General features: G+C 64.4%; 19 protein-coding genes and 1 rRNA gene. 2 read left to right on the forward strand and 18 right to left on the reverse strand.

From position 1 onward, the window contains the following. Positions 1–61: 61 nt before the first annotated feature. The 15 genes from ftsA to coq7 all read right to left on the reverse strand — a co-directional run bounded on the left by ftsA (position 62) and on the right by coq7 (position 17,245). Positions 62–1,294, reverse strand: a complete 1,233-nt coding sequence (gene ftsA, locus AB3X98_RS09210) for a cell division protein FtsA (RefSeq protein WP_042270315.1) — start codon at positions 1,292–1,294, stop codon at positions 62–64. Between the two features lie 27 nt (positions 1,295–1,321). Beyond that, entirely contained in the window at positions 1,322–2,077 is a 756-nt protein-coding gene (locus AB3X98_RS09215) for a cell division protein FtsQ/DivIB (protein ID WP_069268491.1), read from the reverse strand. A 60-nt stretch (positions 2,078–2,137) separates the two neighbouring features. Continuing rightward, positions 2,138–3,079, reverse strand: coding sequence for a D-alanine--D-alanine ligase (locus AB3X98_RS09220; protein WP_324158721.1), 942 nt, complete (start codon positions 3,077–3,079; stop codon positions 2,138–2,140). A 5-nt stretch (positions 3,080–3,084) separates the two neighbouring features. After that, positions 3,085–4,479, reverse strand: coding sequence for a UDP-N-acetylmuramate--L-alanine ligase (gene murC, locus AB3X98_RS09225; RefSeq protein ID WP_069268489.1), 1,395 nt, complete (start codon positions 4,477–4,479; stop codon positions 3,085–3,087). Further along, positions 4,476–5,579 (reverse strand): undecaprenyldiphospho-muramoylpentapeptide beta-N-acetylglucosaminyltransferase, encoded by a 1,104-nt coding sequence (gene murG / locus AB3X98_RS09230; protein WP_368605970.1) that lies wholly within the window; start codon positions 5,577–5,579, stop codon positions 4,476–4,478. The genes murC and murG overlap by 4 nt, the downstream gene beginning before the upstream one ends. Further along, positions 5,576–6,841, reverse strand: a complete 1,266-nt coding sequence (gene ftsW, locus AB3X98_RS09235; protein ID WP_368605969.1) for a putative lipid II flippase FtsW — start codon at positions 6,839–6,841, stop codon at positions 5,576–5,578. The genes murG and ftsW overlap by 4 nt, the downstream gene beginning before the upstream one ends. Further along, positions 6,838–8,355 carry a UDP-N-acetylmuramoyl-L-alanine--D-glutamate ligase gene (murD, locus tag AB3X98_RS09240; protein ID WP_368605968.1) on the reverse strand — a complete coding sequence of 506 codons (1,518 nt, stop codon included), beginning with the start codon at positions 8,353–8,355 and terminating at the stop codon, positions 6,838–6,840. The genes ftsW and murD overlap by 4 nt, the downstream gene beginning before the upstream one ends. 28 nt (positions 8,356–8,383) lie before the next feature. Beyond that, positions 8,384–9,553 (reverse strand): phospho-N-acetylmuramoyl-pentapeptide-transferase, encoded by a 1,170-nt coding sequence (mraY, locus tag AB3X98_RS09245; RefSeq protein ID WP_069268485.1) that lies wholly within the window; start codon positions 9,551–9,553, stop codon positions 8,384–8,386. Between the two features lie 20 nt (positions 9,554–9,573). Further along, complete coding sequence (murF, locus tag AB3X98_RS09250) at positions 9,574–10,998, reverse strand: UDP-N-acetylmuramoyl-tripeptide--D-alanyl-D-alanine ligase (protein ID WP_368605967.1); 1,425 nt, start codon at positions 10,996–10,998, stop codon at positions 9,574–9,576. Further along, on the reverse strand, positions 10,995–12,545 hold the full coding sequence (locus AB3X98_RS09255; RefSeq protein ID WP_368605966.1) for a UDP-N-acetylmuramoyl-L-alanyl-D-glutamate--2,6-diaminopimelate ligase: 1,551 nt from the start codon (positions 12,543–12,545) through the stop codon (positions 10,995–10,997). The genes murF and AB3X98_RS09255 overlap by 4 nt, the downstream gene beginning before the upstream one ends. After that, positions 12,542–14,434 carry a peptidoglycan D,D-transpeptidase FtsI family protein gene (locus AB3X98_RS09260; RefSeq protein ID WP_368605965.1) on the reverse strand — a complete coding sequence of 631 codons (1,893 nt, stop codon included), beginning with the start codon at positions 14,432–14,434 and terminating at the stop codon, positions 12,542–12,544. The genes AB3X98_RS09255 and AB3X98_RS09260 overlap by 4 nt, the downstream gene beginning before the upstream one ends. Beyond that, entirely contained in the window at positions 14,431–14,787 is a 357-nt protein-coding gene (ftsL, locus tag AB3X98_RS09265) for a cell division protein FtsL (RefSeq protein WP_028207784.1), read from the reverse strand. The genes AB3X98_RS09260 and ftsL overlap by 4 nt, the downstream gene beginning before the upstream one ends. Further along, positions 14,784–15,737: a 16S rRNA (cytosine(1402)-N(4))-methyltransferase RsmH gene (gene rsmH / locus AB3X98_RS09270; protein ID WP_069268481.1), complete on the reverse strand. Its 954-nt coding sequence runs from the start codon at positions 15,735–15,737 to the stop codon at positions 14,784–14,786. Before rsmH ends, ftsL begins: the two co-directional genes overlap by 4 nt. A 17-nt stretch (positions 15,738–15,754) precedes the next feature. After that, complete coding sequence (gene mraZ / locus AB3X98_RS09275) at positions 15,755–16,183, reverse strand: division/cell wall cluster transcriptional repressor MraZ (RefSeq protein WP_028207782.1); 429 nt, start codon at positions 16,181–16,183, stop codon at positions 15,755–15,757. A 399-nt stretch (positions 16,184–16,582) separates the two neighbouring features. After that, positions 16,583–17,245 carry a 2-polyprenyl-3-methyl-6-methoxy-1,4-benzoquinone monooxygenase gene (gene coq7 / locus AB3X98_RS09280; RefSeq protein WP_069268480.1) on the reverse strand — a complete coding sequence of 221 codons (663 nt, stop codon included), beginning with the start codon at positions 17,243–17,245 and terminating at the stop codon, positions 16,583–16,585. Positions 17,246–17,553: 308 nt separating this feature from the next. On the opposite strand from coq7, the gene AB3X98_RS09285 reads away from it, so the two are divergent. Continuing rightward, positions 17,554–18,753, forward strand: a complete 1,200-nt coding sequence (locus AB3X98_RS09285) for a porin (protein WP_368605964.1) — start codon at positions 17,554–17,556, stop codon at positions 18,751–18,753. A gap of 163 nt (positions 18,754–18,916) precedes the next feature. Here the strand turns inward: AB3X98_RS09285 and AB3X98_RS09290 are convergent, their stop codons facing one another. Continuing rightward, positions 18,917–20,590 (reverse strand): long-chain fatty acid--CoA ligase, encoded by a 1,674-nt coding sequence (locus AB3X98_RS09290; RefSeq protein WP_368605963.1) that lies wholly within the window; start codon positions 20,588–20,590, stop codon positions 18,917–18,919. Positions 20,591–20,738: 148 nt separating this feature from the next. Continuing rightward, positions 20,739–22,817, reverse strand: a complete 2,079-nt coding sequence (locus AB3X98_RS09295; protein ID WP_368605962.1) for a molybdopterin-dependent oxidoreductase — start codon at positions 22,815–22,817, stop codon at positions 20,739–20,741. 178 nt (positions 22,818–22,995) lie between these two features. Here AB3X98_RS09295 and AB3X98_RS09300 point away from each other — a divergent pair, with 178 nt between their 5' ends. Continuing rightward, positions 22,996–24,189, forward strand: coding sequence for a M20 aminoacylase family protein (locus tag AB3X98_RS09300; RefSeq protein ID WP_368605961.1), 1,194 nt, complete (start codon positions 22,996–22,998; stop codon positions 24,187–24,189). A gap of 128 nt (positions 24,190–24,317) precedes the next feature. On the opposite strand, the gene rrf is transcribed toward AB3X98_RS09300, so the two are convergent. Beyond that, positions 24,318–24,431 (reverse strand): 5S ribosomal RNA (gene rrf, locus AB3X98_RS09305). Positions 24,432–24,645 lie beyond the last annotated feature (214 nt).

Below are 24,645 nucleotides of genomic sequence, written 5' to 3' on the forward strand. Positions count from 1 at the left end.
CGCCGTCACCAGCGCGATTTTCGAAGCTTGTACTTCGCCTTCTGTCCTGCGACTTCTGTCGTCAGAAGTTGCCGAGGAACCAGTCCTTCATGCGTGAAAAGACCTGGCCCATCGACCCCGACTGCACTGCAACCTTGCGCCCGCGCATACGCTGCGAGCGGCCTTCGACGAGCAGGCCCATCGCCGTCGAGTAGCGCGGATTGCGCACCACGTCGGCCAGACCGCCTGCGTATTCCGGCACGCCGATGCGCACCGGCTTCAGGAAAATGTCCTCGCCCAGCTCCACCATGCCCGGCATCATCGCGGCGCCGCCCGTCAGCACGACGCCCGAGCTCAACAGTTCTTCGTAGCCCGACTCGCGCACCACCTGCTGCACGAGCGAAAAAAGCTCTTCCACGCGCGGCTCGATCACGGCGGCAAGCGCCTGGCGCGACAGCGTGCGCGGACCGCGCTCGCCCAGCCCCGGCACTTCGATCATCTCGTCCGGATCGGCGAGCGCCTGCTTCGCGATGCCGTAGCTCACCTTGATGTCTTCCGCGTCGGGCGTGGGCGTGCGCAGCGCCATGGCGATGTCGCTCGTCACCTGGTCGCCCGCGATCGGAATCACCGCGGTATGGCGAATCGCGCCTTCGCTGAAGATCGCGATGTCGGTCGTGCCGCCGCCGACGTCGACGAGCACCACGCCCAGTTCCTTCTCGTCCTCGGTCAGCACCGCCAGCGACGAAGCGAGCGGCTGCAGGATGAGGTCGTTCACTTCGAGACCGCAGCGGCGCACGCACTTCACGATGTTCTGCGCCGCGCTCACCGCGCCCGTCACGATATGCACCTTCACTTCCAGACGGATGCCGCTCATGCCGATCGGCTCGCGCACATCTTCCTGGCCGTCGATGATGAATTCCTGCGTGAGGATATGCAGCACCTGCTGGTCGGTCGGGATGTTGATCGCCTTCGCCGTTTCGATCACGCGCGCGACGTCCGCCTGCGTGACTTCCTTCTCCTTGATGGCAACCATGCCGCTCGAGTTGAAGCTGCGAATATGGCTGCCCGCAATGCCGGTGAATACGTTAGTGATCTTGCAGTCGGCCATGAGTTCCGCTTCTTCGAGCGCTCGCTGGATAGACTGCACAGTGGCCTCGATGTTCACCACCACGCCCTTCTTGAGACCTTTCGATTCGCTCTGGCCGAGACCGATCACTTCGTAGTGGCCTTCGCCCTTCAATTCGGCGACGACGGCCACCACCTTCGACGTCCCGATGTCGAGGCTGACCAGCAGATCCTTATAGTCTTTACTCATATCGTGCTCGTTGCGTGTGATGTCCTGTTACTTCTTGCCCGGAGCGGGCGTGTCACTGATGAAGCGCATACCGGCCGCCCTTATCGCAAACCCGTTCGGATAACGCAAGTCCGCGTATTCGATTGCTTTGCCCCAACGTTGCGTCACCGCCGACCATGCCGCGATGAGGCGGTGCGAACGCTCGCTCAGTGTGTCGGCGTTGCGCTCGCGGCCCAGCTCCACCTGCATGCCGTTCGAGAGCTTCACCGTCCATGCGTAACGCGGCGAGAGCGTCACTTCGTCGGGCGTGAGCCCGAGCGGCGCGAACCACTTCTCCAGGTCGCGGTAGCGCGCAACCACCTCGGGCGCGGTGCCGTCGGGGCCGTCGAACGCGGGCAACTCTTCGTCGAGTTCGCCCTGGTTCGCCGTGAACAGCTCGCCGTCCGTGCTCACGAGCTGATCGCTGCCCCACGTGCCCAGCGGTTTGTACTCTTCGAGCGTGACAGCCAATGCGTTGGGCCACACGCGGCGCACGCTCGCATGACGCACCCACGGCATCTGCTCGAACGCGGCGCGCGCCGTATCGAGATCGACCGTGAAGAAGTTGCCCTTCAGCCGGCCGACCACGCTCGCACGCACGGTGGGCGAGTTGATGTGCTCGGTATCGCCCTCGATGCGGATCTCTCGCAGCGCGAAGTTCGGACGCTGCACGAGCCAGTAGCAGCCCGCCGCCAGCAGCGCGAGCGCGAGCAGCGCGTGCAACGCGTTGGCGGCAAGGTTGAGCTGGCGTACGTTATTCCACATTTCGAGATTGTCGGTTCACTTCCGGTTCGGCAATTCGTCAGTCAGAGATTAATCAGGGGTTCAATCTTTTAGCGTCTGTGCCAGCACGCGCACCACCAGATCGCGATACTCGATGCCTACCGAGCGCGCGGCCTTCGGCGGCAGCGAGTGATCGGTCATGCCCGGCGCCGTGTTCACTTCGAGGAAGTACGCGTTGCCTGCACCGTCCATCATGAAATCGGCGCGGCCCCAGTCGGTGCAGCCGAGCACGTCGAACGCGCGGCGCGCGAGCTTCTTCAGTTCCGCCTCTTTCTCCGGCGCGACGCCGCAGGGAATCAGATACTGCGTCGTGTCGAGGATGTACTTCGCGTCGTAGTCGTAGAACTCACCCGCCGGCACGATCTTGATGATCGGCAGATCGAGGTCGCCCGCGATGCACGCGGTGTACTCGCCGCCGCCTTCGATGCTCTTTTCCACCAGCACGATCTTGTCGAACTTCGCGGCTTCTTCGAGCGCCGGCACGAGTTGGCTTTCCGCCTTCACCTTGATCACGGCCACGCTCGAGCCTTCGCTCGCGGGCTTCACGAAGAGCGGCAGGCCGAGCTTCGCGACGATCTGCGGCGCGCGCGCCGCGTAGTCGTCGCCGCGCAACACCGCTTCGAACGGCGGCGTGGGAATGCCGAGCTGCTGCCACACGAGCTTGCTGCGGAACTTGTCGAGCCCGAGCGCGGAGCCGAGCACACCCGTGCCCGTATAGCGAATGCCGTAAAAGTCGAGCGCGCCCTGGATCTGGCCGTTCTCGCCGTAGCCGCCGTGCAGCGCGTTGAACGCGCGCACGAAACCTTCGTCCTTGAGCGCGGAAAGCGGGCGCTCGGACGGGTCGAATGGATGCGCGTCGATGCCGGCGCTCTGCAGCGCCTGCAGCACCAGCGTGCCCGACTTGAGCGATACCTCGCGCTCAGCGGACACGCCGCCGTACAGCACCGCGACCTTGCCAAATTGTTTCGGATCGATACTGCTCATGTCACTCACGCCTTCTGTTCCTGTTGGGCGATTCGACCCGGCACGCCGCCGATCGAACCCGCGCCCATCGTAATCACCACATCGCCGTCGCGCACGACAGCTGCGAGCGCCTCCGGCACTTCATCCACGGTCTCGACGAACACCGGCTCGACCTTGCCCGCCACGCGAATCGCGCGTGCGAGTGCGCGGCCATCGGCTGCGACGATCGGCGCTTCGCCGGCCGCATAGACATCGGTCAGCACGAGCGCATCGACGGTCGACAGCACGCGCACGAAGTCTTCGAAACAGTCGCGCGTACGCGTATAGCGGTGCGGCTGGAACGCCAGCACGAGACGGCGCTCGGGAAACGCGCCGCGCGCCGCTGCGATCGTCGCGGCCATTTCCACCGGGTGATGGCCATAGTCGTCGATCAACGTCCAGGCGCCGCCGCCGTTGACGGGAATCTCGCCATAGCGCTGAAAACGACGGCCTACGCCGTTGAATTCCGCGAGCGCGCGTTGAATATCGGCGTCCTTCACTTCGAGTTCGGTCGCGATCGCGATCGCGGCGAGCGCGTTCTGCACGTTGTGCGTGCCCGGCAGATTCAGCACGATGTCGAGCGACGGCGCGTCTTCGCGCATCACCGTGAAGTACATCTTGCCTTCTCGGGCAATCACGTTGACCGCGCGCACCTGCGCGTCGGACGCGAAGCCGTAACGGATGATCGGCTTCGAGACGAACGGCAGAATCTCCTTCACGTTCGGGTCGTCCACGCATAGCACCGCAATGCCATAGAACGGCAGGCGATGCGTGAACTCGATGAACGCCTGCTTCAGGCGCGCGAAGTCGTGCCCGTAGGTGTCCATGTGATCGGCGTCGATGTTCGTAATGACTTCGATCACCGGAAACAGGTTCAGGAACGATGCGTCCGATTCGTCGGCTTCCGCCACGATGAAATCGCCCGTGCCGAGGCGCGCGTTCGCGCCCGCACTGATCAGGCGCCCGCCGATCACGAAGGTCGGATCGAGCCCGCCCGCGGCCAGCACGCTCGCCACGAGCGAGGTCGTGGTGGTCTTGCCGTGCGTGCCTGCGATCGCGATGCCCTGCTTCAGACGCATCAGTTCCGCGAGCATCACGGCGCGCGGCACGATGGGAATGCGGCGATGGCGTGCCGCGAGCACTTCGGGGTTGTCGCTGCGCACCGCGGTCGAAACGACCACGGCATTCGCGCCTTCGATGTTTTCTTCGGCATGGCCGATCGCGATGCGCGCGCCGAGCGCGGCGAGTCGATCGGTGACCCCGTTCTTCGCGAGGTCCGAGCCGCTTACCTGATAGCCGAGGTTGACGAGCACTTCGGCGATGCCGCTCATGCCCGCGCCGCCGATGCCAACGAAATGGATATGTTTGACGATGTGTTTCATTGCTTTCCTCCCGCACTTACGCCCGCCACAGCCGCGCAGATGCGCGCGACCTGATCGGCGGCGTCGGGTTTCGCGAGCGCGCGAGCGCGCCCGGCCATTTCCGCCAGCGATGTTCTGGTCTGATGCCGCAACCAGTCGGCGAGTCCTTCCGCCGTCAGGTCGCGTTGCTGCACCACGAGCGCTGCGTCCTTGTCAGCAAGGAACGCGGCGTTGGTGGTCTGGTGGTCGTCCACGGCGTAGGGGAACGGCACAAAGCATGCCGCCACGCCCACGGCCGCGATTTCGGCCACCGTCATTGCGCCCGAACGGCAGATCACGAGATCCGCGTTGCGGTAGGCGCTCGCCATGTCGTCGATGAACGGCACGAGCTGTACCGTGTCATTCAGTTCGAGTCCGGCGTCGAGATAGTTTTGACGCAAGGCGTCGATGTGCTTCGCGCCCGCCTGATGCACGATATGCGGACGCTCTTGCGGCGCGAGCAGCGACAGCGCGCGCGGCACCACTTCGTTGAGCGCCGTGGCGCCGAGACTGCCGCCCACTACGAGCACGCGCAGCGGACCGCTGCGCGCGGCGTAGCGCGCCGCCGGCGCGTCGACGTGTTCGAGCGCCTCGCGGATCGGGTTGCCGGTCCACTCGGCGTTCGGCAAGGCGCCCGGAAACGCCACGAGCACGCGCCTGGCCAGTTTCGCGAGCACCTTGTTCGCCAGACCCGCAATCGAATTCTGTTCATGCAGCACGAGCGGACGGCCCGAAAGCGCGCTCATCACGCCCGCTGGGAACGTGATGTAGCCGCCCATGCCGAGCACGACGTCGGGCTTCACGCGGCGCAGCGCCGCGAGGCTCTGCGTGCAGGCGCGCAGCAGGTTCAGCGGCAGCATCAGCTTGGTCTTGATACCCTTGCCGCGCACGCCGCCAAAGCGCACGTATTCCATCGTGATGCCGTGCTTCGGAACGAGCGTCGCTTCCATGCCTGCGGGATTGCCGAGCCATACCACGCGCCAGCCCCACTGCTCCATGCGATGTGCGACGGCAAGGCCCGGGAACACGTGTCCCCCGGTGCCGCCGGCCATCACCATGAGCGTGCGCGTTGCTGCGGTCATACCTTGCCTCCGCGCATCAAGACCCGGTTCTCGTAGTCCACGCGCAACAGCAGCGCCACCGCGATGCAGTTCAGCAAGATGCCCGAGCCGCCATAGCTCACGAGCGGCAGCGTGAGGCCCTTGGTCGGCAACAGCCCCAGGTTCACGCCCATGTTGATGAAGGCCTGCGCGCCGAACCACACGCCGAGCCCCTTGGCGACGAGACCCGCAAACGTGCGGTCGAGCGCGAGCGCCTGGCGGCCGATCTCGAACGAGCGGCGCACGATCCAGTAGAACAGCAGGATCACGACGAGGACGCCGACGAAACCGAGTTCCTCGCCGATGACGGCGAGAATGAAGTCGGTGTGCGCTTCCGGCAGATAGTTGAGCTTTTCGACGCTGCCGCCAAGACCCACGCCGAACCACTCGCCGCGACCGAACGCGATCAGCGAGTGCGTGAGCTGGTACGCCTTGCCCTGCGCATAGCGGTCGTCCCACGGATCGAGGTACGCGAAGATCCGCTCGCGGCGCCACGGCGACGCCCACACGAGCAGCGTGAAGGTGCCCACTGCCGTGGCCACGAGGCCGCCGAACAGCTTGCCGTTCACGCCGCCGAGGAACAGCACGCCCATGGCGATCGCGGCGATCACCATGAATGCGCCCATGTCAGGCTCGAGCAGCAGCAGCGCGCCGACCACGCCCACGGCGAATGCCATCGGCAGGAAGCCTTTCGCGAAGCTATGCATGTATTCCTGCTTGCGCACCGTGTAGTTCGCAGCGTAGATCGTCACGGCGAGCTTCATGATTTCCGACGGCTGCATGTTCGTGACGCCGAGCGGAATCCAGCGACGCGCGCCGTTCACGCCCTTGCCGATGTGCGGAATCAGCACGACCACCAGCATGGCGAGCGAGATGAGAAAGAGCTTGGGCGCGTAACGCTCCCACGTCGAAACGGGGATACGGAACGCAACGAGCGCCGCAACGGTAGCGATCGCGAGCGAAACGAGGTGGCGCACGAGGAACGCCCAGTCGCGGTACGAGGCGTACTTGGGCGAATCGGGCATGGCGATCGAGGCGGAGTACACCATCACCACGCCGAGGCCCAGAAGCGCGATGACGGCCCACAGCAGCGAGTGGTCGTAGTCGAGCATGCGCGAGCGTCCGGGACGCACGCCGTTGACGACGCTCGCAAGACCGCCCGAGCGCGCGCCGCCGCTCGACGAGCCGCCGGCCTGGCCGTTTTCGCGCGAGAGGCGCGCACCGAATCGCTCGGACCAGCTCATATCATCGTCCCCCGTTCTGCAGCGATTGCTTCTACGGTGTCGTGGAACACGGCTGCGCGATGGGCGTAGTTGCGGAACATGTCGAGGCTCGCGCAAGCGGGCGAAAGCAGCACGACGTCACCGGGTTGCGCGAGCGCCGTCGCCGCGCGCGTGGCTTCTTCGAGCGTGGCGTGGTCGCTCATCGCGATGCCGGTTTCTTCGAGCGCCGCGCGGATCTTCGAGGCGTCGCGGCCGATCAGCATCACGGCGCGGCACCAGCGCGCAACCGGCGCGACGAGCGGATCGAAGTCCTGGCCCTTGCCGTCGCCGCCGGCGATCAGCACCGTGCGCTGCGCGAGGCCGTCGAGCGCTGCCACCGTCGCGCCGACGTTCGTGCCCTTGCTGTCGTCCACGTAGTCGATGCCGTCGATCGATGCGATCAGCTCCACGCGATGCGGCTCGCCGCGATACTCGCGCAGGCCGTGCAGAAGCGGCGCGGGCGCGAGATCGATCGCGCGCGTGAGCGCGAACGCCGCGAGCGCGTTGGCCGCGTTATGCAGACCGCGAATGCGCAGGGCGTCGGCGGGCATGAGGCGCTTCATGCCGAGGTTCACGGGCGCCGCTTCCTGCTGCTTGCGACGACGCGGGGAGACAGGCACGTCGGCCGCGTCGAGGTCGTGGGCCTGCACGAGCCACTGCATGCCGTTCTCGCGCAACAGACCCAGGTCGCCGTCGTTCTCGGGCTCGTTCAGGCCGAAAGTCACGATCTTCGCGTCGCCACTCGCCTTCACGCTCGCGAGCGACATGACGCGCGCGTCGTCGCGGTTGAGCACGCGTGTCGTGCGCGGCCCGAAGATGCGGCCCTTCGCGGCCGCGTAAGCGTCGAGGCCGCCGTGCCAGTCGAGATGGTCCTGCGTGATGTTGAGGACCGCGGCGGCGTCCGGCTCGAACGTGTGCGCCGTTTCCAGCTGGAAGCTCGACAGTTCGAGCACCCAGACGTCGGGCAGCGCGGTGTTGTCGATGGCCTCGGCGAGCTTGTCGAGCATCGCCGGGCTGATGTTGCCCGCCACCGCCACGCGCTTGCCCGCGCGCTCGCAGAGCATGCCTGTCAAGCTCGTCGTGGTGGTCTTGCCGTTCGTGCCGGTGATGGCGAGCACCTTCGGTGCGTAGCCGCTCTCGCCGAGATGGCGCAGCGCCTGCGCGAAGAGTTCGAGTTCCCCCCACACTTCGATGCCGCGTTCGCGCGCCGCCGCGATCAGCGGCACGAGGTCTTCGGCGAGCGGCGAGAGGCCCGGGCTGATTGCGACGAGCTCCACGCCGTCGAGCAGCGCCGTCGTGAACGGACCGCCGACGAAATCGGCGTCGATGCCGCGCGCGGCGAGTTCGGGAAGATTGGGCGGCGCTTCGCGCGTGTCGGCAATGCGCAGGCGGCAACCATGCCGCGCGCACCAACGCGCCATCGCGAGACCCGATTCCCCGAGTCCCAGCACGAGCACCATCGGCTTTTGCCGATCCCGAAACTTCTCGCCGAACATCGCTTGCTTCCCTTGCTTACTTAGAGGCTCAACGCAGCTTGAGCGTGGACAGACCGATCAGACACAGCATCAGCGTGATGACCCAGAAACGCACGACAACCTGCGTTTCCTTCCAGCCAGACAGCTCGAAATGGTGATGCAGCGGCGCCATCTTGAAGATGCGGCGCCCTTCGCCGTAACGCTTCTTCGTGTACTTGAACCAGGTGACCTGCAGCATCACCGAGAGCGTCTCCGCAACGAAAATGCCGCCCATGATGAAAAGCACGATTTCCTGACGCACGATCACCGCAATGGTTCCCAGCGCGCCGCCGAGCGCGAGCGCGCCCACGTCGCCCATAAACACCTGGGCCGGATACGTGTTGAACCAGAGGAACGCGAGCCCTGCCCCGCCCATCGCCGAACAGAAGATGAGCAGTTCGCCGGCTCCGGCAATATGCGGAAAGAGCAGATACTTCGAGTAGACCGAGCTGCCCATCACGTAGGCGAACACGCCGAGCGACGCGCCAACGAGCACGACCGGCATGATCACGAGACCGTCGAGGCCGTCGGTGAGGTTCACGGCGTTGCTCGCGCCGACGATCACGAAGTACGTGAGCGCGATGAAGCCCCACACGCCGAGCGGATAGCTGATCGACTTGAGGAACGGCAGCAGCAAGTCGGCGCGCGCGGGCAGGCCCATCGACAGGCCGCTACGCACCCACGCCGTGAAGAGATCGAACACGCGCACGTTGCTCGCTTCGGACACACTGAACGCGAGGTACACCGCCGCGAACAGACCGATCACCGACTGCCAGAAGTACTTCTCGCGCGAAGACATGCCGCGCGGGTCCTTGTAGACGACCTTGCGATAGTCGTCGACCCAGCCGATCGCGCCGAAGCCGAACGTGACGAGCATCACGATCCAGATGAAGCGGTTCGTAAGATCGCCCCACAGCAAGGTGGAAACCGCGATGCCCAGCAGAATGAGCACGCCGCCCATGGTGGGCGTGCCGGACTTCACGAGGTGAGTTTGCGGGCCGTCCGTGCGCACGGCCTGGCCGACCTTCATTGCGGTGAGCTTGCGGATCACCCACGGGCCGAGGAAAAGCCCGATCGCCATCGCGGTGATGGTGGCCATCACCGCACGGAACGTCAGATAACTGAACACGCGCAAGAAGCTTGCGTCATTCTGCAGCCATTGCGCCAGCGCCAGTAGCATGCCTTGTATTCCTTCGTATTTCAGTGCGCACCGGACTTCGCGTCCGGCGCAGGGTTTTGCGGATTCGTGAGTGCCGCTACTACGCGCTCCATCTGCATGAAGCGCGAGCCTTTCACGAGAATCGTTGCGCCAGCGCCGTAACCGGCACCAGCCAGTGCGCGCACGAGTTCGCTCACGTCGGCGGCATGCAGCGCCTGCGCGCCGAACGCCGTCGCGCTGTCACGCGCTGCGTCGCCGAGCGTGTAGAGCGCGTCGATGCCGCGTTCCTTCGCGTAAGCGCCCACCTCGCGGTGAAAGGCGGGACCGTCGTCGCCGACTTCGCCCATGTCTCCGAGCACGAGCACACGCGGCGACGTGCGCGAAGCCAGCACGTCGATCGCTGCACGCACCGAGTCGGGATTCGCGTTGTAGGTGTCGTCGATCACCGTCGCGCCCGTCAGCTCGCCAAGCGCCGCGCGCTTCACCTGCAAGCGGCCCTTCACCGGCTCGAACGCCTCGAGCCCGCGGCCGATCGCTTCGAGCGAGACGCCCGACGCAATCGCCGCCGCCGTGGCCGCGAGCGCGTTGTGCGCGTTGTGTGCGCCCAGCACCTTCAACTCCACTTCGAGATGGCCTTCCGGCGTCGCGATCGCGAGACGGTTGCCCGCGAGCCTGTCGACGAGCTTGCCGGTGACTGCCGCTTGAACCGCACGCGTATCGGTATGCAGCGCGAAGTCGAGGATGCGCGAACCCGTCGCCGCCACGCGCCAGATGCTCGCGTAGGCATCGTCGGCGGGAAACACCGCGACGCCCGTGGGCTTGAGCGTGTGAATCACGCTCGCATGCTCGAGCGCGACGGCTTCCACCGTCGCCATGAATTCCTGATGTTCGCGCTGCGCGTTGTTCACCACCGCGACCGTCGGCTCGGCGAATTTCGCCAGCAACTCGGTCTCGCCCGGGTGATTCATGCCGAGTTCGACCACCGCCAGCCGATGAGCGCCGCTCAAACGCAGCAACGTTAACGGCACGCCGATGTCGTTATTGAGGTTTCCGGTGGTCGCGAGACGCAAATTTTCTCCAACGGCCGCCGCGAAGATCGACGCGATCATTTCCTTGACCGTCGTTTTGCCGTTACTGCCCGTCACGGCGACGAGCGGCATCGAGAAGCGGCGGCGCCAGCCGAGCGCGAGCGCGCCGAGCGCCTTGCGCGTGTCGTCCACGCGCAGCGCGGGGATGCGCCAGTCGCCGGGGCTGCGCGAAACAAGCGCCGCGCTCACCTGGCGGTTCGCAACTTCGCCGAGAAAGTCGTGCGCGTCGAAGCGGTCACCCTTGAGCGCGACGAAGAGATCGCCGGGGCCGGTGGTGCGGCTGTCGGTCGAAATGCGCTCGAACGTGGCGTTCTCGTCGCCGAGTACGCTCGCGCCGGGAATCAGCGCCGCGGCTTCCCGCAGGGAAAGCATCGTCATTCACCACCTCCGCGCCCGTGCGTGGCACGGGCGGCGAGTGCAAGCCGCGCGTGGTCCTGATCGGAGAACGCGCGCTTCTTGCCCATGATTTCCTGGGTCGCCTCGTGGCCTTTGCCGGCCAGCACGACGACGTCTTCGCGCGCCGCGCCGCGCACCGCCTGCAGGATCGCACTCGCGCGATCCTCGATGCGGCGCGCCTTCGCGGCGTCGCGCATGCCTTGCGCGATCTGCTCGATGATCGCGGCCGGCGACTCGCTGCGCGGGTTGTCGCTCGTCACGACGACCTGGTCGGCGAGGCGTTCCGCGATCGCGCCCATGAGCGGGCGCTTGGTCGCGTCGCGATCGCCGCCGCAGCCGAACATGCAGACGAGCTGGCCGCCGCGTGCGGCCGCCATCGGGCGCAGCGCTTCGAGCGTTTTTTCGAGCGCGTCCGGCGTATGCGCGTAATCGATCACGATGAGCGGCTCGTCGTGATCGGCGCGGCCGCCAAGACGCTCCATGCGGCCGTTCACCGGCTGCAGCTTCGAGATCTCGTTGAGCGCCGCGACGAGCGGCACGTTCGCCGCAAGCAGCGCGCCGAGCACGCCGAGCAGATTGCTCACGTTGAAGAGGCCGAGAACATGCGCCTCGACTTGCGCCTCGCCCCAATCCGACGTTTCCAGATGGAACGCCGTGCCGGTGGCGGTCGCGCGCACGTCGTTCGCGCGCAGCCACGCGTCGGCGACGGGTGCGTCGGCGGCGGGCGTCGCCACGCCATACGCAATCGTGCGAGCGTTGCCGCGCGTCGCGGCGATCAGGCGGCGGCCCGCTGCGTCGTCGGTGTTGATGATCGCGGCGCGCAGGCCCGGCCATGCAAACAGACGCGCCTTCGCGGCCTCGTAGGCCTCGAAAGTGTGGTGATAGTCGAGATGGTCTTGCGTGAGATTCGTGAAGACGCCGATGTCGAACGACGTGCCGTTCACGCGGCCCTGATGCAGCGCGTGCGAGGAGACTTCCATCGCGATCGCCTGTGCGCCAGCGCCGCGCAATTGCGCGAGGCTGCGCTGCAGCTGCGGCGCGTCGGGCGTGGTGAAGCCCGTATGCACGAGCTGACCCGGAAAGCCCGTGCCCAGCGTGCCGACGATCGCGCACTTCTGGCCGATGGCCGTCAACGCCGAGGCGATCCACTGGCTGCACGACGTCTTGCCGTTTGTTCCCGTCACGCCGACCACGAGCATGGCATCGCTCGGGTCGCCATACCAGCCGCTGGCGATTTCGCCCGCGAGCGCGTCGAGCTGCGGTACAGCCAGCGCAATCGACGCGTCGAGCTTCTCGCCCGCATACCCTTCCGGCTGATACAGCACGGCTGCAGCGCCCCGCTCGATCGCGTTGGCGATGTGCGGGCGGCTGTCCGCGCCCTCGACGGCGTAGGCGAGAAACACATCGCCCGGCTTGAGCGAGCGCGTGTCGGCGTGCAGGCCCGCTTCTGGCGCGACGTGCGCGCGCAGCCATGCGAGCGCGTCCGCGATCTGCCGGTGCGCGGGATGCTGGTTGCGCGTGGCGCTCATCGGACGACTCCGGGTCGATTTTTCGCGTTGTCCGCGACGGTCATGTGATGCGCGGCGGCGGCGCTTTTCGCGGTAGGCGTGTTCGCTACGTGCTTCACGGGCGCAGCGGGCGCGTTCGCGACGGCCGGGGCCGAGGCGGCGGCGCTGTTGTCCTCGACGACGAGCTGCTTCACCGGCATATCCGGCGGAACGTTGAGCGAGCGCAGCGTATCGCCGACGATGCCCGAGAACACCGGACCCGACACGGCACCGCCGAAGTGGCTGCCGGCCGTCGGTTCGTCGACCGTGACGGCCACGACGATGCGCGGATTCGGCATCGGCGCCATGCCGACGAACGACGCGCGGTATTTCGAATGATCGTAGCCGTGCGGGCCGTGCTTGTACGCCGTACCGGACTTGCCGCCCACGCGGTAGCCGGGCACGGCGGCGTCGGGCGAAGTGCCGTCCTTCGACACCACGCTCTCCAGCATCGTGCGCACTTCACGCGCCGTGGTCGGCGCGAAGACCTGGGTGCCCTGCACCGGCTGCGTGTCGCCGGGGTGGCGGAAGATCGTGACCGGCAGAATCTGGCCGTCGTGCGCGATCGCCGTGTACGCGCGCGCGAGCTGGAACAGCGAAACGGAGAGGCCGTAGCCGTAGGACATCGTCGCCTGCTCGATGCGGCGCCAGCTTTTCCACGGACGCAAACGGCCCGCCGCCGCGCCGGGGAACCCGACCTTCGGCGCCTGACCGAGACCGATGCTGGTGTACATGTCCCACATTTCTTCGGGCTTGAGCGTCATCGCGATCTTTGTCGCGCCGATGTTGCTCGACTTCTGGATCACGCCGCCCACCGTCAGCACGCCAAAACCGGCGTCGTCGGTGATGGTCGCACCGTCGAGGGTGAAGTGGCCCGCGCCCGTATCCACCAGTGTACTCGGCGAAACGCGGTGCAGATCCAGCGCAAGCGACACCGTGAAGGGCTTCATGATCGAACCCGGCTCGAACACGTCGGTGAGGATGCGGTTGCGAAGCTGCTCGCCCGTGAGATGCGAGCGGTCGTTCGGGTTGTAGGTCGGATAGTTCACGAGCGCGAGCACTTCGCCCGTGCGCACGTCCACCACCACCGCAGCGCCGGCCTTGGCCCTGAACTTCTCGACGGCAGCCTTCAGGTTCGAATAGGCGATGTACTGAATCTTGCTGTCGATCGACAGTTCGACGTCCTTGCCATCGTGGGGCACGACCGTCTCGTCGACGTCCTCGACGATGTGGCCCATGCGGTCCTTGATGACGTGGCGAATGCCCGGCACGCCCGCGAGCACCTTCTGGTCCGACAGCTCGACGCCTTCCTGGCCCTCGTCCTCGACGTTGGTGAAGCCGATCAAGTGCGCGGTGACGTCGCCTTCCGGATAGAAGCGCTTGTATTCGTTGCGCTGGTAAATACCCGGAATGTCGAGCGCCGTCACTTTCTGCGCGACGTCGAGCGGCACCTGGCGCTTCACATAGACGAAGGTCTTGTCTTCGTGGAGCTTCGCACGCAGCTCTTTCGTGTTCATGCCGAGCAGCGCGCCGAGCTGGTTGAGCTTGTCGGCGCCGAGATCGTCGGGCACGGCTTCGGGAATCGCCCAGATCGCGCGCACGGGCAGGCTCGTGGCGAGCACGAGGCCGTTACGGTCGAGAATCTTGCCGCGCGTGGCCGGTAACTCGATCGTGCGCTGGTAGCGGCTTTCGCCCTGCTTCTGATAGAACGCGTTGCCGGGCCCCTGAATCCAGAACGCGCGCGCGGCGAGCGCGACGAACGCCATGAAGAGCAGGAAGACGACGAGCTTCGAGCGCCACATCGGCAGGCGCACGGAGAGAATGGGGTTGGCGCTGAAGGCAACGCTCTTGCGGCGATTGTCCTTTTTCATCGCGTGCCTCCGCGGCGGGCAGGCGTAGGCGCGGCGCCCTGCGGGGGCGCCGAGGTCGGCACGGGTGCGTCGACGGCGGTTGCGCTGCCGGGCGCGAGCGTCAGATATTGCGTGCGTCCGGTCGTGACGGGCTGCATCTTGAGCGAGTCGGTGGCGATCTGTTCGATGCGCGACGTTCTCGACAGCGCGCTCTGCTGATATTGAAGCTGTGCGTAGTCCTGCTGAAGCTGATGCTCCTGCGACTGCGCACGTTGCAACTGGATGAAGATCTGGCGCTGCTGATTGGTGGCGTTCACGACGGAAAGCGCGCACCCCATGACGACGATCAGCAGGAAGATGTTCAGACGATTCATGGCGTGACGCGCTCCGCGGTGCGCATCACGGCCGAGCGGGCGCGCGGATTCGCGGCGACTTCTTCGTCGCTCGCGAATACGCGGCCGAGCAGCTTGAGCGGCGGGCTCGGCAGGTCGACGGCGCGGATCGGCAAGCGGCGATCCACCGCCGGCGCGCTTGCGTGCGCCTGCATGAACCGCTTGACGATCCGGTCTTCGAGCGAATGAAAGCTGATGACCACCAGCCGCCCCCCCTGTTCCAGCAACGACAGTGCTGCTTCTAGAACGACCTGCAGCTCCGCAAGCTCTTGATTGACGTGAATCCGTATAGCTTGAAAGGTGCGGGTTGCCGGGTCCTTACCCTTCTCACGGGTTTTGACGACGTTAGCCACGATTTGGGCAAGCTCGCCCGTGCTGTCGAGAGGCCCGAGACGGTCGGACTCTGCCCGGCGAGCAACAAGCGCCTTTGCAATCTGAAAAGCAAACCGTTCTTCCCCATAATCCCGAATTACCTCCGTCAGTTCCTGCAACGTGGCCCGAGCGAGCCAGTCAGCGGCGGACTCGCCGCGCGTCGGGTCCATCCGCATGTCGAGCGGGCCATCCGCGCGGAAACTGAAACCGCGCTGCGGATCGTCGAACTGCGGCGACGACACGCCAAGGTCCAGCAATATTCCCGACACACGCCCTACCCCGCGCGACGCGAGCTCGTCGCGCAGCGAAGCAAAACTCTCATGCACGATCGAGAACCGCGCGTCGTTCACGGTTTGCGCCGTCGCGATCGCCAGCGGGTCCTTGTCGAACGCGATCAGGCGCCCGGCCTCGCCGAGACGCCCGAGGATCGCGCGACTGTGCCCGCCGCGACCGAACGTGCCGTCCACATAGACGCCGTCCGCGCGCGTGACCAGCGCGTTCACCGCTTCGTCTAGCAGCACCGTGCGATGCTGCAGTCCCTGTCCCATCGCAGATGCCATAGCGTTTTGAACCGCGATCAGAACGTGAAATTTTTCAAGGCGTCGGGCATGCCCTGCGCCATCGCCGCCTGTTCCTTGGCGGCGTAGGTCTGCGCATCCCACAACTCAAAATGACTACCCATGCCGAGCAGCATGACTTCCTTTTCCATTCCTGCCGCCAGACGCAATTCAGGTGAGACGAGCACGCGGCCAGCACTATCGACATCGACGTCGGACGCATTGCCCAGAAAAATACGGCGCCACCAGTGCGCGTCCATCGGCAACGCGGCGACCTTCGAGCGGAACACTTCCCATTCGGGGCGCGGAAATAGCAACAGGCAGCCGTCGGGGTGCTTGGTGATCGTCACCCGTCCTTCTGCCTGTTGTTGCAGCGCTTCCCGATAGCGAGACGGAATCGACATCCGTCCTTTCGCATCGAGTGTTAGCGCCGACGCCCCCTGGAACAATTTGCTCCCCCTTATGCGGCGCTTTTGGCCGCCCGCCTAAATCCCGGAAAATCTACCTGAATACGCGCCTGAAATCACACAAAAATACACTTTCTCACACTGTCTCCCACTTTAGAGGAACGCCCAACGAGGGTCAAGGGAGACCGGACGTTTTTTGACGAAATTTATCCGCTAGAACAAGGACTTAGCGGCACTTGTTGAAGTCGCGACAAAAGCCAAAAACCGTTATGAATGAATGAGCTAACGCAGGTTCTGAAGGTGATACGTGAAAAGCGCGGCGATAAACGGCCTACGGAGGGATCGAGCGGGGGGCTTGCGGGGATTAAAACCGGGGGCTGAAAGCTCTGAAAGATTAATCCGAGTATGGGCCGACAGCGATTGCCGGCCCATACGCATTAATCAGATGTAGTAGGCGGTTCGCGTCATCACTTTCGATGCTACACGCATTAGCGAACGCACCGGCAAAGGCAATTCGACTCCGCCCAGATCGGCGGCCGATTTTGCGTGCGAGATTTCGTCGGCGCGCATTTGCTCGACGACCGCGCGCGACTCGAGATCGGCGGGCGGCAAGCTGTCGAGGTGGCTGTCGAGATGATGCTCGACCTGGCGCTCGGTTTCGGCCATGAAGCCGAGGCTCACCTTGTCACCCAGGCGGCCGGCGGCGAAGCCGATCGCGAGCGCGCCTGCGTACCAGAGCGGATTAAGGAGGCTCGGACGCGAGTCGAGCGCCTGTAGCCGGCGCGAGGTCCACGCGAGGTGGTCCTCTTCCTCGCGCGCGGCTTGCTCGAAGGCCGCCCTGAGCGAGGGCGAGCGCGCCGAAATTTTCTGCGCCTGATACAGCGCCTGCGCGCACACTTCGCCGACGTGATTGACGCGCATGAGGCCGGCGGCGTGCGTGCGCTCGGCAGGCGTGAGTTCGCTGCCGGCTGGTACGGCATCGCCCTCGGGCGTCACTTCGATGGTCACGGGGGAAGGCTGCGGCATCGGACGCGTCATGCGCGACACGCCGGTGAGAGAGCGCAGGCCCCGGTCGAATTCGGTAATCAAGTCATCTAGCGTCATCCAGCCTCCCTTTCATTTCGTTGGCGAGCCGGATTGGTCGCTCGCCCGGACTGCCCTTTCACCACTACACAAACTCACGGACATCCGTCAATCCGGGGCAGCGCCGATAGATAGCTGCATATTCTAGACCATGTTGTGTAAACGAAACAGGTACTTAGCGAGGCCCAGGCTTTTCCTTTGTGACTGTTAACCCTTTTGTTACATTACGTGCAACTTCTCGCGAAGTTAGAAGGACAGGACCCTACGCAAGATAAAAAACTGGTCCCGTTAAAAGACGCAAAAGATTCGCAAACACTGGAGATCATTCAATGAAGAAGTCGCTTCTCGCGCTGGCTGCGCTGGGCGCGTTCGCGGGCGTTGCTCACGCTCAGAGCAGCGTCACGCTGTACGGTATCATCGACGAAGGTTTCAATATCAACACGAATTCGGGTGGCAAGCACCTGTACAACCTGTCGAGCGGCGTTCTGCAAGGCAGCCGATTCGGCCTGCGCGGCGCTGAAGACCTCGGCGGCGGCCTGAAGGCAGTCTTCGTGTTGGAAAATGGTTTTGACGTGAACACCGGCAAGCTCGGTCAGGGCGGCCTGATGTTCGGTCGTCAGGCTTATGTCGGCCTCTCGAGCGCACAGTTCGGCACCGTCACGCTGGGTCGCCAGTACGACTCCGTCGTCGACTACGTGGGCCCGCTCGAAGCAGGCGACCAGTGGGGCGGCTACATCGCTGCTCACCCGGATGACCTCGACAACTTCAATAATGCCTACCGTACGAACAACACGATCAAGTTCACCAGCGCGAACTACGCTGGTCTGACGTTCGGCGGCACCTACAGCTTCGGTGGCCAGGCTGGCAACTTCACAGGTAATCAAATCTGGTCGTTGGGCGCCGGTTATAACAACGGCCCCCTCGTTCTCGGCGTCGGCTACCTGAACGCACGCACGCCGTCGGCTTCTGGCGGTCTGTTCAACAACGGCAGCACCCCGACGACGCCGCCGGTGGCAGCCCTGAGCAGTTCGACGACTCCCGTGTACTCCGGCTTCCAGACGGCTAACACGTACCAGGTCATCGGTGCCGGCGGCGCGTACACGTTCGGCGCAGCAACGTTCGGCCTGACGTACTCGAACGTCAGCTTCCGCAATCTCGGCACTGTAGCGATCACCGGTGCACCGGCCTATCAGCGCGGCGCAAACGCGACGTTCAACAACGTCGAAGCGAACTTCAAGTATCAGTTCACGCCGGCTCTGCTCGCTGGCTTCGCGTTCGACTATACAGACGGCCGCAGCGTCGCCCTGGCGAACGGCTCGAGCAACAGCGGCGCGAAGTACTTCCAGTACGCACTGGGTACGGACTACTTCCTGTCGAAACGCACGGACGTGTACCTGATCGGCGTCTACCAGCACGCTACGGGCACGAACTCGAACGATGTCGCAGCTGTCGCTTCGATCAACAACCTGACCGCATCGTCGACCAATAACGTGTTCACGGCTCGCGTCGGTATCCGTCACAAGTTCTAAGAAGAACAGTCGCTGTAATCTCGAAGGCGCCTCCGGGCGCCTTTTTTCTTTGGTGCTTCGTGTCGTTTCGCGACAGTGCGCACGACAAAAAAGCGGCCCGCCCTCGACGGGCAGGCCGCTCTTCGCTTTTGACTCGCTGGCCTTTCGCTTCGCTCTTGCGTTTTCAGGCGCGACCGTCGCGCAGCTCGCGGCGCAGGATCTTGCCGACGTTGCTCTTGGGCAGATCGTTGCGGAACTCGATGATCTTCGGCCGCTTGTAGCCGGTGAGCTGCGTCTTGCAGTACTCGAACACGTCCTTGTCGGTGAGCGCCGGGTCCTTCTTGACGATATAGAGCTTCACCGCCTCGCCCGAATTCTGGTCCGGCACGCCCACCGCCGCCACTTCGAACACGCCCGGCAGCTTGGCCACGACATCCTCGACCTCGTTCGGATACACATTGAAGCCCGAGACCAGAATCATGTCCTTCTTGCGGTCGACGAGCTTGATGTAGCCGCGCGCGTTGATGAGACCGATGTCGCCCGACTTGAAGTAGCCGTCCGGCGTCATGACCTTCGCCGTTTCTTCGGGCCGCTGCCAGTAGCCCGCCATCACCTGCGGCCCACGGATGCAGATCTCGCCCGCCTCGCCGATCGGCAGTTCGTTGCCGGCGTCGTCGCGAATCGAGATTTCAGTGGAAGGCAGCGGCAAGCCGATCGTGCCGGTGTATTCCGTCGCCGTGACCGGATTGCAGGTCACGCTGGGTGAGGTTTCCGAAAGGCCATAGCCTTCGACGATCGGCGTATGCGTGCGCTCGTACCAGCGCTTGGCCACCGCTTCCTGCACCGCCATGCCGCCGCCGTTCGCAACGAGCAGGTGCGTGAAGTCCAGATTGCCGAATTCCGGATGGTTGAGCATCGCGTTGTAGAGCGTATTCACCGCGGGGAAACACGTGATCGAGTACCCGCGCAGCTCTTTGATCATGCCCGCGATATCGCGCGGATTCGGAATCAGGATCGCGAGACCGCCGGTGCGCAGCGTCAGCAGCCCGCAAACGGTCAGGGCGAACACGTGATAAAGAGGCAGCGCCGCGACCGTCACCGGTTGTGTACCGGACGGCAATTTCGCCAGCGCGGGCTCGGTCCATGCCGCCGACTGCAGCACGTTGGCGATCAGGTTGCGATGCAGCAGCGTCGCACCCTTGGCCACGCCGGTCGTGCCGCCCGTGTACTGCAGGAAGGCGACGTCCTCGGGCGTCTGTTCGACGCGCTTGAAGCCAGTGCGCGCACCTTCGGCGAGCGCGTCGTTGAAGCGCACGTGGCCGGGCAGGTTCCAGGCAGGCACCATCTTCTTCACGCTTCGCACGACAAAGTTGACGATGAAGCCCTTCGCGCCAAGGAGGTCGCCCATCGCCGCGACCAGCACGTGCTTCACGCGCGTATTGGCGACGACCGCGCTTACGGTTCCGGCAAAATTCTCGAGGACGACGATCGCCTCGGCGCCGCTGTCCTTCAACTGGTGTTCGAGTTCGCGCGGCGTGTAGAGCGGATTCACGTTCACGACGACATATCCCGCGCGCAGCACTGCGGCGAGCGCGACCGGATACTGGAGCACGTTGGGCATCATGAGCGCGATGCGCGCACCACGTGCGATGCCGCGCGACTGGAACCACGCGGCCAGACGCTGGGAGAGATGGTCCAGCTCGCCGTAGGTGATCGTCTTGCCCATGCAGGCGAAAGCGGGCTTTGCACGGAATTCGCTGAAGCTCTCCTCGAGCAGCGCAGTGATGGACGCGTAACGGCTTGCGTCGATTTCAGCGGGAACGCCGGGCGGGTACGATTTCAGCCAGACTTTTTCCATGCAGCGTCTCCTCCTTGATTTTTCGAATGGTCGTGCTAAAAAATTGGATCGTAGCATGGCGACCCAGCTTTTATGTCAGCAAATCAGCGAGTTAGAAAGGCCCCTCGAACGCACGTTGCGGGGCGGCTAGCGGTAGCTTGAGGCGCTTTCAGGCGCGCTCGACCTCGACGAGGCAGTCATAGAAAGTCGCTGAGCCGCCAAGATCGGTAAGCGCCTGGCTCGTCACTTCGTTGGCGTTGCGGCCATCCGGCGCAAGCTTCTTCCACCAGATCGACAGGCCGACCACGAGACCACTGCGCGCCCGATCGGTCACACGCGCCCGCGCGCGCATCGAGCCGCGGCCGTTGAACACACGAACCTCGTCGCCGTCGGCAATCTCGCGGCGGGCCGCGTCGGCCGGATGGAGGTCCACGTGCGGCTCCCCTTCGGTCGCGCGCAAGCTTTCCACGTTCACGAAGGTACTGTTCAGGAAGTTGCGCGCAGGCGGCGAGATCATCGCGAGCGGATAACGCGCGGCGAGTTCGGGCGCGCCATCCGCCGACTCGTGCGGCGGCAGGTAATCGGGCAGCGGATCGAGCCCGGCCTTCGCAAGCGCCTCGCTATGGAACTCGCACTTGCCCGTGGGCGTGCGAAAACCGCCGTTCGCAAACGGCGCTTCGGCGATGTTCAGCTTCAGCCAGCCTTCGCGCTTGAGCGCCGCCCAGTCGGCGCCGCCCAGTGCGGGATCGTTCCAGTCGAATGCATGGGCCGCCACGTCTTCATCGCTTTCGAACAGCGCCGGCTCTGTCAGACCCATCGCGCGTGCGATGCAGCGGAAGATTTCGGTATTCGGCCGCGCCTCGCCAACGGGCGCGATGGCCGGCAAGTTCGCCATGACGTGCGTGTGGCCGTACGACTTGTGGACGTCGAGATGTTCGAGCTGGGTCGTGGCCGGCAGAAGTAGATCGGCGTAATCGGCGGTGTCGGTCTGGAACTGCTCGAGCACGATCGTAAAGAGGTCCTCGCGCGCGAAGCCAGCCGCGACCTTCGCCGACTCGGGCGCAACCGCAACCGGATTCGAGTTGTAGACGACGATCGCCTCGACCTTCGGCCCGAATGCGGCGTCGCCTTCGTGCGTGAGCGCGTTGCCAATCTGGTTCATGTTGACGATGCGCGGCTGATGCTGCGGCCAGCCCGGAATCAGATCCGGACGCTGGAGCGCGTTCGCATCGACGGGCGCCCAGCCAGACGACGAAAGCAGCACGCCGCCCGCGCGCTCGCGCCATGCACCGGTCAACGCGGGCAGGCAGGCGATGGCACGCACGGCGTTGCCGCCGCCGCGCACGCGCTGCAGGCCATAGTTCATGCGAATTGCCGCCTTGCGCGTCGAGGCGTAGAGGCGCGCGAGATCGACGACTGCCTGCTCCTCGATGCCGCAGATCGCGGCGACACGTGCGGGCGTATAGTTCAGCGCACGCGCCTTCAGCGCGTCGAAGCCGTGCGTGTGGGCCGCAATGTAATCGTGATCGAGACGGTCCTCGGTGATCAGCACGTGCATCATGCCGAGCGCGAGCGCGCCGTCCGTGCCGGGCTTGAGCGCAATGTGCTGATGGCACTTTTCGGCCGTCAGCGAGCGATAGGGGTCGATCGCGATCAGCTTCGCGCCGTTGCGTTTCGCTTCCTGCGCGCGGGTCCAGAAGTGCAGGTTCGACGCAATAGGGTTGGCGCCCCAGATCAGGATCACTTCGCTTTCCGCGAAATACTCGGTGAGCATGCCAAGGCTCGAGCCGAACGTATAACGCAGGCCGGCGGCGCCTGCCGCCGCGCAGATCGCGCGATCGAGACGCGATGCGCCGAGCTTGTGGAAGAAGCGCTGGGCGATGCTATCGCCCTGAACGAGTCCCATCGTGCCGGCATAGCTGTACGGCAGAATCGCTTCGGGCGCGCGCTGCGCGATTTCGCCGAGGCGTTCGGCCGCGATGCGACAGGCTTCCTCCCAGCTGATCGGCTCGAAACGCCCTTCCCCCTTGCGCCCCACACGCTTCATCGGCTGCGTCAAACGTTTCGGATGATGGACGCGCTCCGCATAGCGGGTCACCTTCGTGCACAGCACGCCTTGCGTGGGCGGGTGGTCGGGGTCGCCGCTCACCTTGATCGCCCGGCCATTTTCGACGCTCACGCGCATCGCGCAGGTATCGGGACAATCGTGCGGGCAAACTGCACGGGCAAATTCGGCTGGGGCGTTCATCGGAAATCCGTGGGTGAGGCGTTTTGTCGTAAAAGCGATTTTATTATGTTCGGGGTGCGGGCCCTGTACGCACCCTGTGCTTGGCGCGAAAAAAAAGGTTCGGCGTAGAATGGTCCGTCTAGACCCGGTCTATTTTGGAGACGAAGGCCGGGCGACCACTTTTCGAGCACCGTCCGCCATGAAACTGATTCCGGAAATCCAGGCCGCCCAAGGCGAAATTCAGGGCCTCCGACGAACGATCCACGCGCATCCCGAACTGCGCTACGAAGAAACCCAAACCTCCGACCTCGTTGCGGCAAAGCTCACGGAATGGGGCATTGAAGTGCATCGCGGCATGGGCCAAACCGGCGTTGTCGGCGTGCTCAAACGCGGCACCGGCAAACGGATGGTCGGATTACGCGCCGATATGGACGCGTTGCCGATCCAGGAACTCAATACGTTCGACCATCGCTCGCGCAACGAAGGCAAGATGCACGCGTGCGGCCACGACGGCCATACCGCGATGCTGCTTGGCGCGGCGCAATATCTCGCGCGGCACGGACAGTTCGACGGCACGACCGTCTTCATTTTCCAGCCCGCCGAAGAAGGCGGCGCCGGCGCGAAAGCCATGATCGAAGATGGCCTCTTCAAACAATTTCCTGTGGACGCCGTATTCGGCATTCATAACTGGCCGGGCATGCCGGCCGGCTACTTCGGCGTGACCGAAGGGCCGATTATGGCCTCGAGTAACGAATTCCGCATTGAAATCAAGGGTGTAGGTTCGCACGCCGCGTTGCCGCACAACGGCCGCGATCCGGTCTTCACGGCGGTGCAGATCGCGAACGGGTTGCAGAGCATCATCACGCGCAACAAGAAGCCGCTCGATACGGCCGTGCTCTCGATCACGCAGATTCATGCGGGCGACGCGGTCAACGTGGTGCCGAATACGGCATGGATCGCGGGAACGGTGCGTACCTTCACGACGGAAACGCTGGATCTGATCGAATCGCGACTGCGCAAGATCGCCGAGAGCACAGCTGATGCGTACGACTGCTCGGTCGACATCACCTTCCATCGCAACTATCCGCCGACGGTGAACAGCAGCGCGGAGGCGCAATTCGCCGCGGAGGTCATGCGCGAGGTTGTCGGCGCCGATCACGTCGATGCGAACGTCGAACCGACCATGGGCGCCGAGGACTTCTCGTTCATGCTGCTGGAGAAACCGGGCTGCTACGCGTTTCTCGGCAACGGCGACGGCGGTCACCGTGATGCAGGGCACGGCGCAGGCCCTTGCATGCTGCACAACGCGAGCTATGACTTCAACGATCAACTGCTGCCGGTTGGTTCGTCGTTTTGGGTGCATCTGGCGACGAAATTTCTGGCGCAGCAGTAATTCGAGGCACCAATGCAAAAAGCCGTCCATTGGACGGCTTTTTTGTTTTCTGCATCTGAAGATGCCCAAACGCCAGAACCCCGGTTCTCTTTCGGAGACACCGGGGTTCTGGACTTACAGCATAAGGAGCCTGACGATTACCTACTTTCACACGGGCAATCCGCACTATCATCGGCGTGGAGCTGTTTCACGGTCCTGTTCGGGATGGGAAGGGGTGGGACCAGCTCGCTATGGTCATCAGGCTTGACGGGTTGCTGCGTCGCGCTTTGTGTTCGCGCCACAGCCAATCGGGAAGAAGCGTAAAGAGGGTGATGCTGAATTGGGGTTGTGTTGTTTCAGGCACAACACACATAGTGTGGGTTCTGCGTAAATGCTGAAGCATTAACGTAGACCGACACGTGATCTCAACCGTGCGTCTTTAAAAACACACCTGTTATAGGATCAAGCCTTACGGGC

The organism is Paraburkholderia sp. BR14312 (genome assembly GCF_040948675.1).
Taxonomy (GTDB): domain Bacteria; phylum Pseudomonadota; class Gammaproteobacteria; order Burkholderiales; family Burkholderiaceae; genus Paraburkholderia; species Paraburkholderia nodosa_A.

Excerpts from the sequence above, each read along its gene's own strand:
- ftsA (WP_042270315.1), bottom strand. The coding sequence starts at position 1,294 with ATGAGTAAAGACTATAAGGATCTGCTGGTCAGCCTCGACATCGGGACG.
- AB3X98_RS09215 (WP_069268491.1), bottom strand. The coding sequence starts at position 2,077 with ATGTGGAATAACGTACGCCAGCTCAACCTTGCCGCCAACGCGTTGCAC.
- AB3X98_RS09220 (WP_324158721.1), bottom strand. The coding sequence starts at position 3,079 with ATGAGCAGTATCGATCCGAAACAATTTGGCAAGGTCGCGGTGCTGTAC.
- murC (WP_069268489.1), bottom strand. The coding sequence starts at position 4,479 with ATGAAACACATCGTCAAACATATCCATTTCGTTGGCATCGGCGGCGCG.
- murG (WP_368605970.1), bottom strand. The coding sequence starts at position 5,579 with ATGACCGCAGCAACGCGCACGCTCATGGTGATGGCCGGCGGCACCGGG.
- ftsW (WP_368605969.1), bottom strand. The coding sequence starts at position 6,841 with ATGAGCTGGTCCGAGCGATTCGGTGCGCGCCTCTCGCGCGAAAACGGC.
- murD (WP_368605968.1), bottom strand. The coding sequence starts at position 8,355 with ATGTTCGGCGAGAAGTTTCGGGATCGGCAAAAGCCGATGGTGCTCGTG.
- mraY (WP_069268485.1), bottom strand. The coding sequence starts at position 9,553 with ATGCTACTGGCGCTGGCGCAATGGCTGCAGAATGACGCAAGCTTCTTG.
- murF (WP_368605967.1), bottom strand. The coding sequence starts at position 10,998 with ATGACGATGCTTTCCCTGCGGGAAGCCGCGGCGCTGATTCCCGGCGCG.
- AB3X98_RS09255 (WP_368605966.1), bottom strand. The coding sequence starts at position 12,545 with ATGAGCGCCACGCGCAACCAGCATCCCGCGCACCGGCAGATCGCGGAC.
- AB3X98_RS09260 (WP_368605965.1), bottom strand. The coding sequence starts at position 14,434 with ATGAAAAAGGACAATCGCCGCAAGAGCGTTGCCTTCAGCGCCAACCCC.
- ftsL (WP_028207784.1), bottom strand. The coding sequence starts at position 14,787 with ATGAATCGTCTGAACATCTTCCTGCTGATCGTCGTCATGGGGTGCGCG.
- rsmH (WP_069268481.1), bottom strand. The coding sequence starts at position 15,737 with ATGGCATCTGCGATGGGACAGGGACTGCAGCATCGCACGGTGCTGCTA.
- coq7 (WP_069268480.1), bottom strand. The coding sequence starts at position 17,245 with ATGACGCTAGATGACTTGATTACCGAATTCGACCGGGGCCTGCGCTCT.
- AB3X98_RS09285 (WP_368605964.1), top strand. The coding sequence starts at position 17,554 with ATGAAGAAGTCGCTTCTCGCGCTGGCTGCGCTGGGCGCGTTCGCGGGC.
- AB3X98_RS09290 (WP_368605963.1), bottom strand. The coding sequence starts at position 20,590 with ATGGAAAAAGTCTGGCTGAAATCGTACCCGCCCGGCGTTCCCGCTGAA.
- AB3X98_RS09295 (WP_368605962.1), bottom strand. The coding sequence starts at position 22,817 with ATGAACGCCCCAGCCGAATTTGCCCGTGCAGTTTGCCCGCACGATTGT.
- AB3X98_RS09300 (WP_368605961.1), top strand. The coding sequence starts at position 22,996 with ATGAAACTGATTCCGGAAATCCAGGCCGCCCAAGGCGAAATTCAGGGC.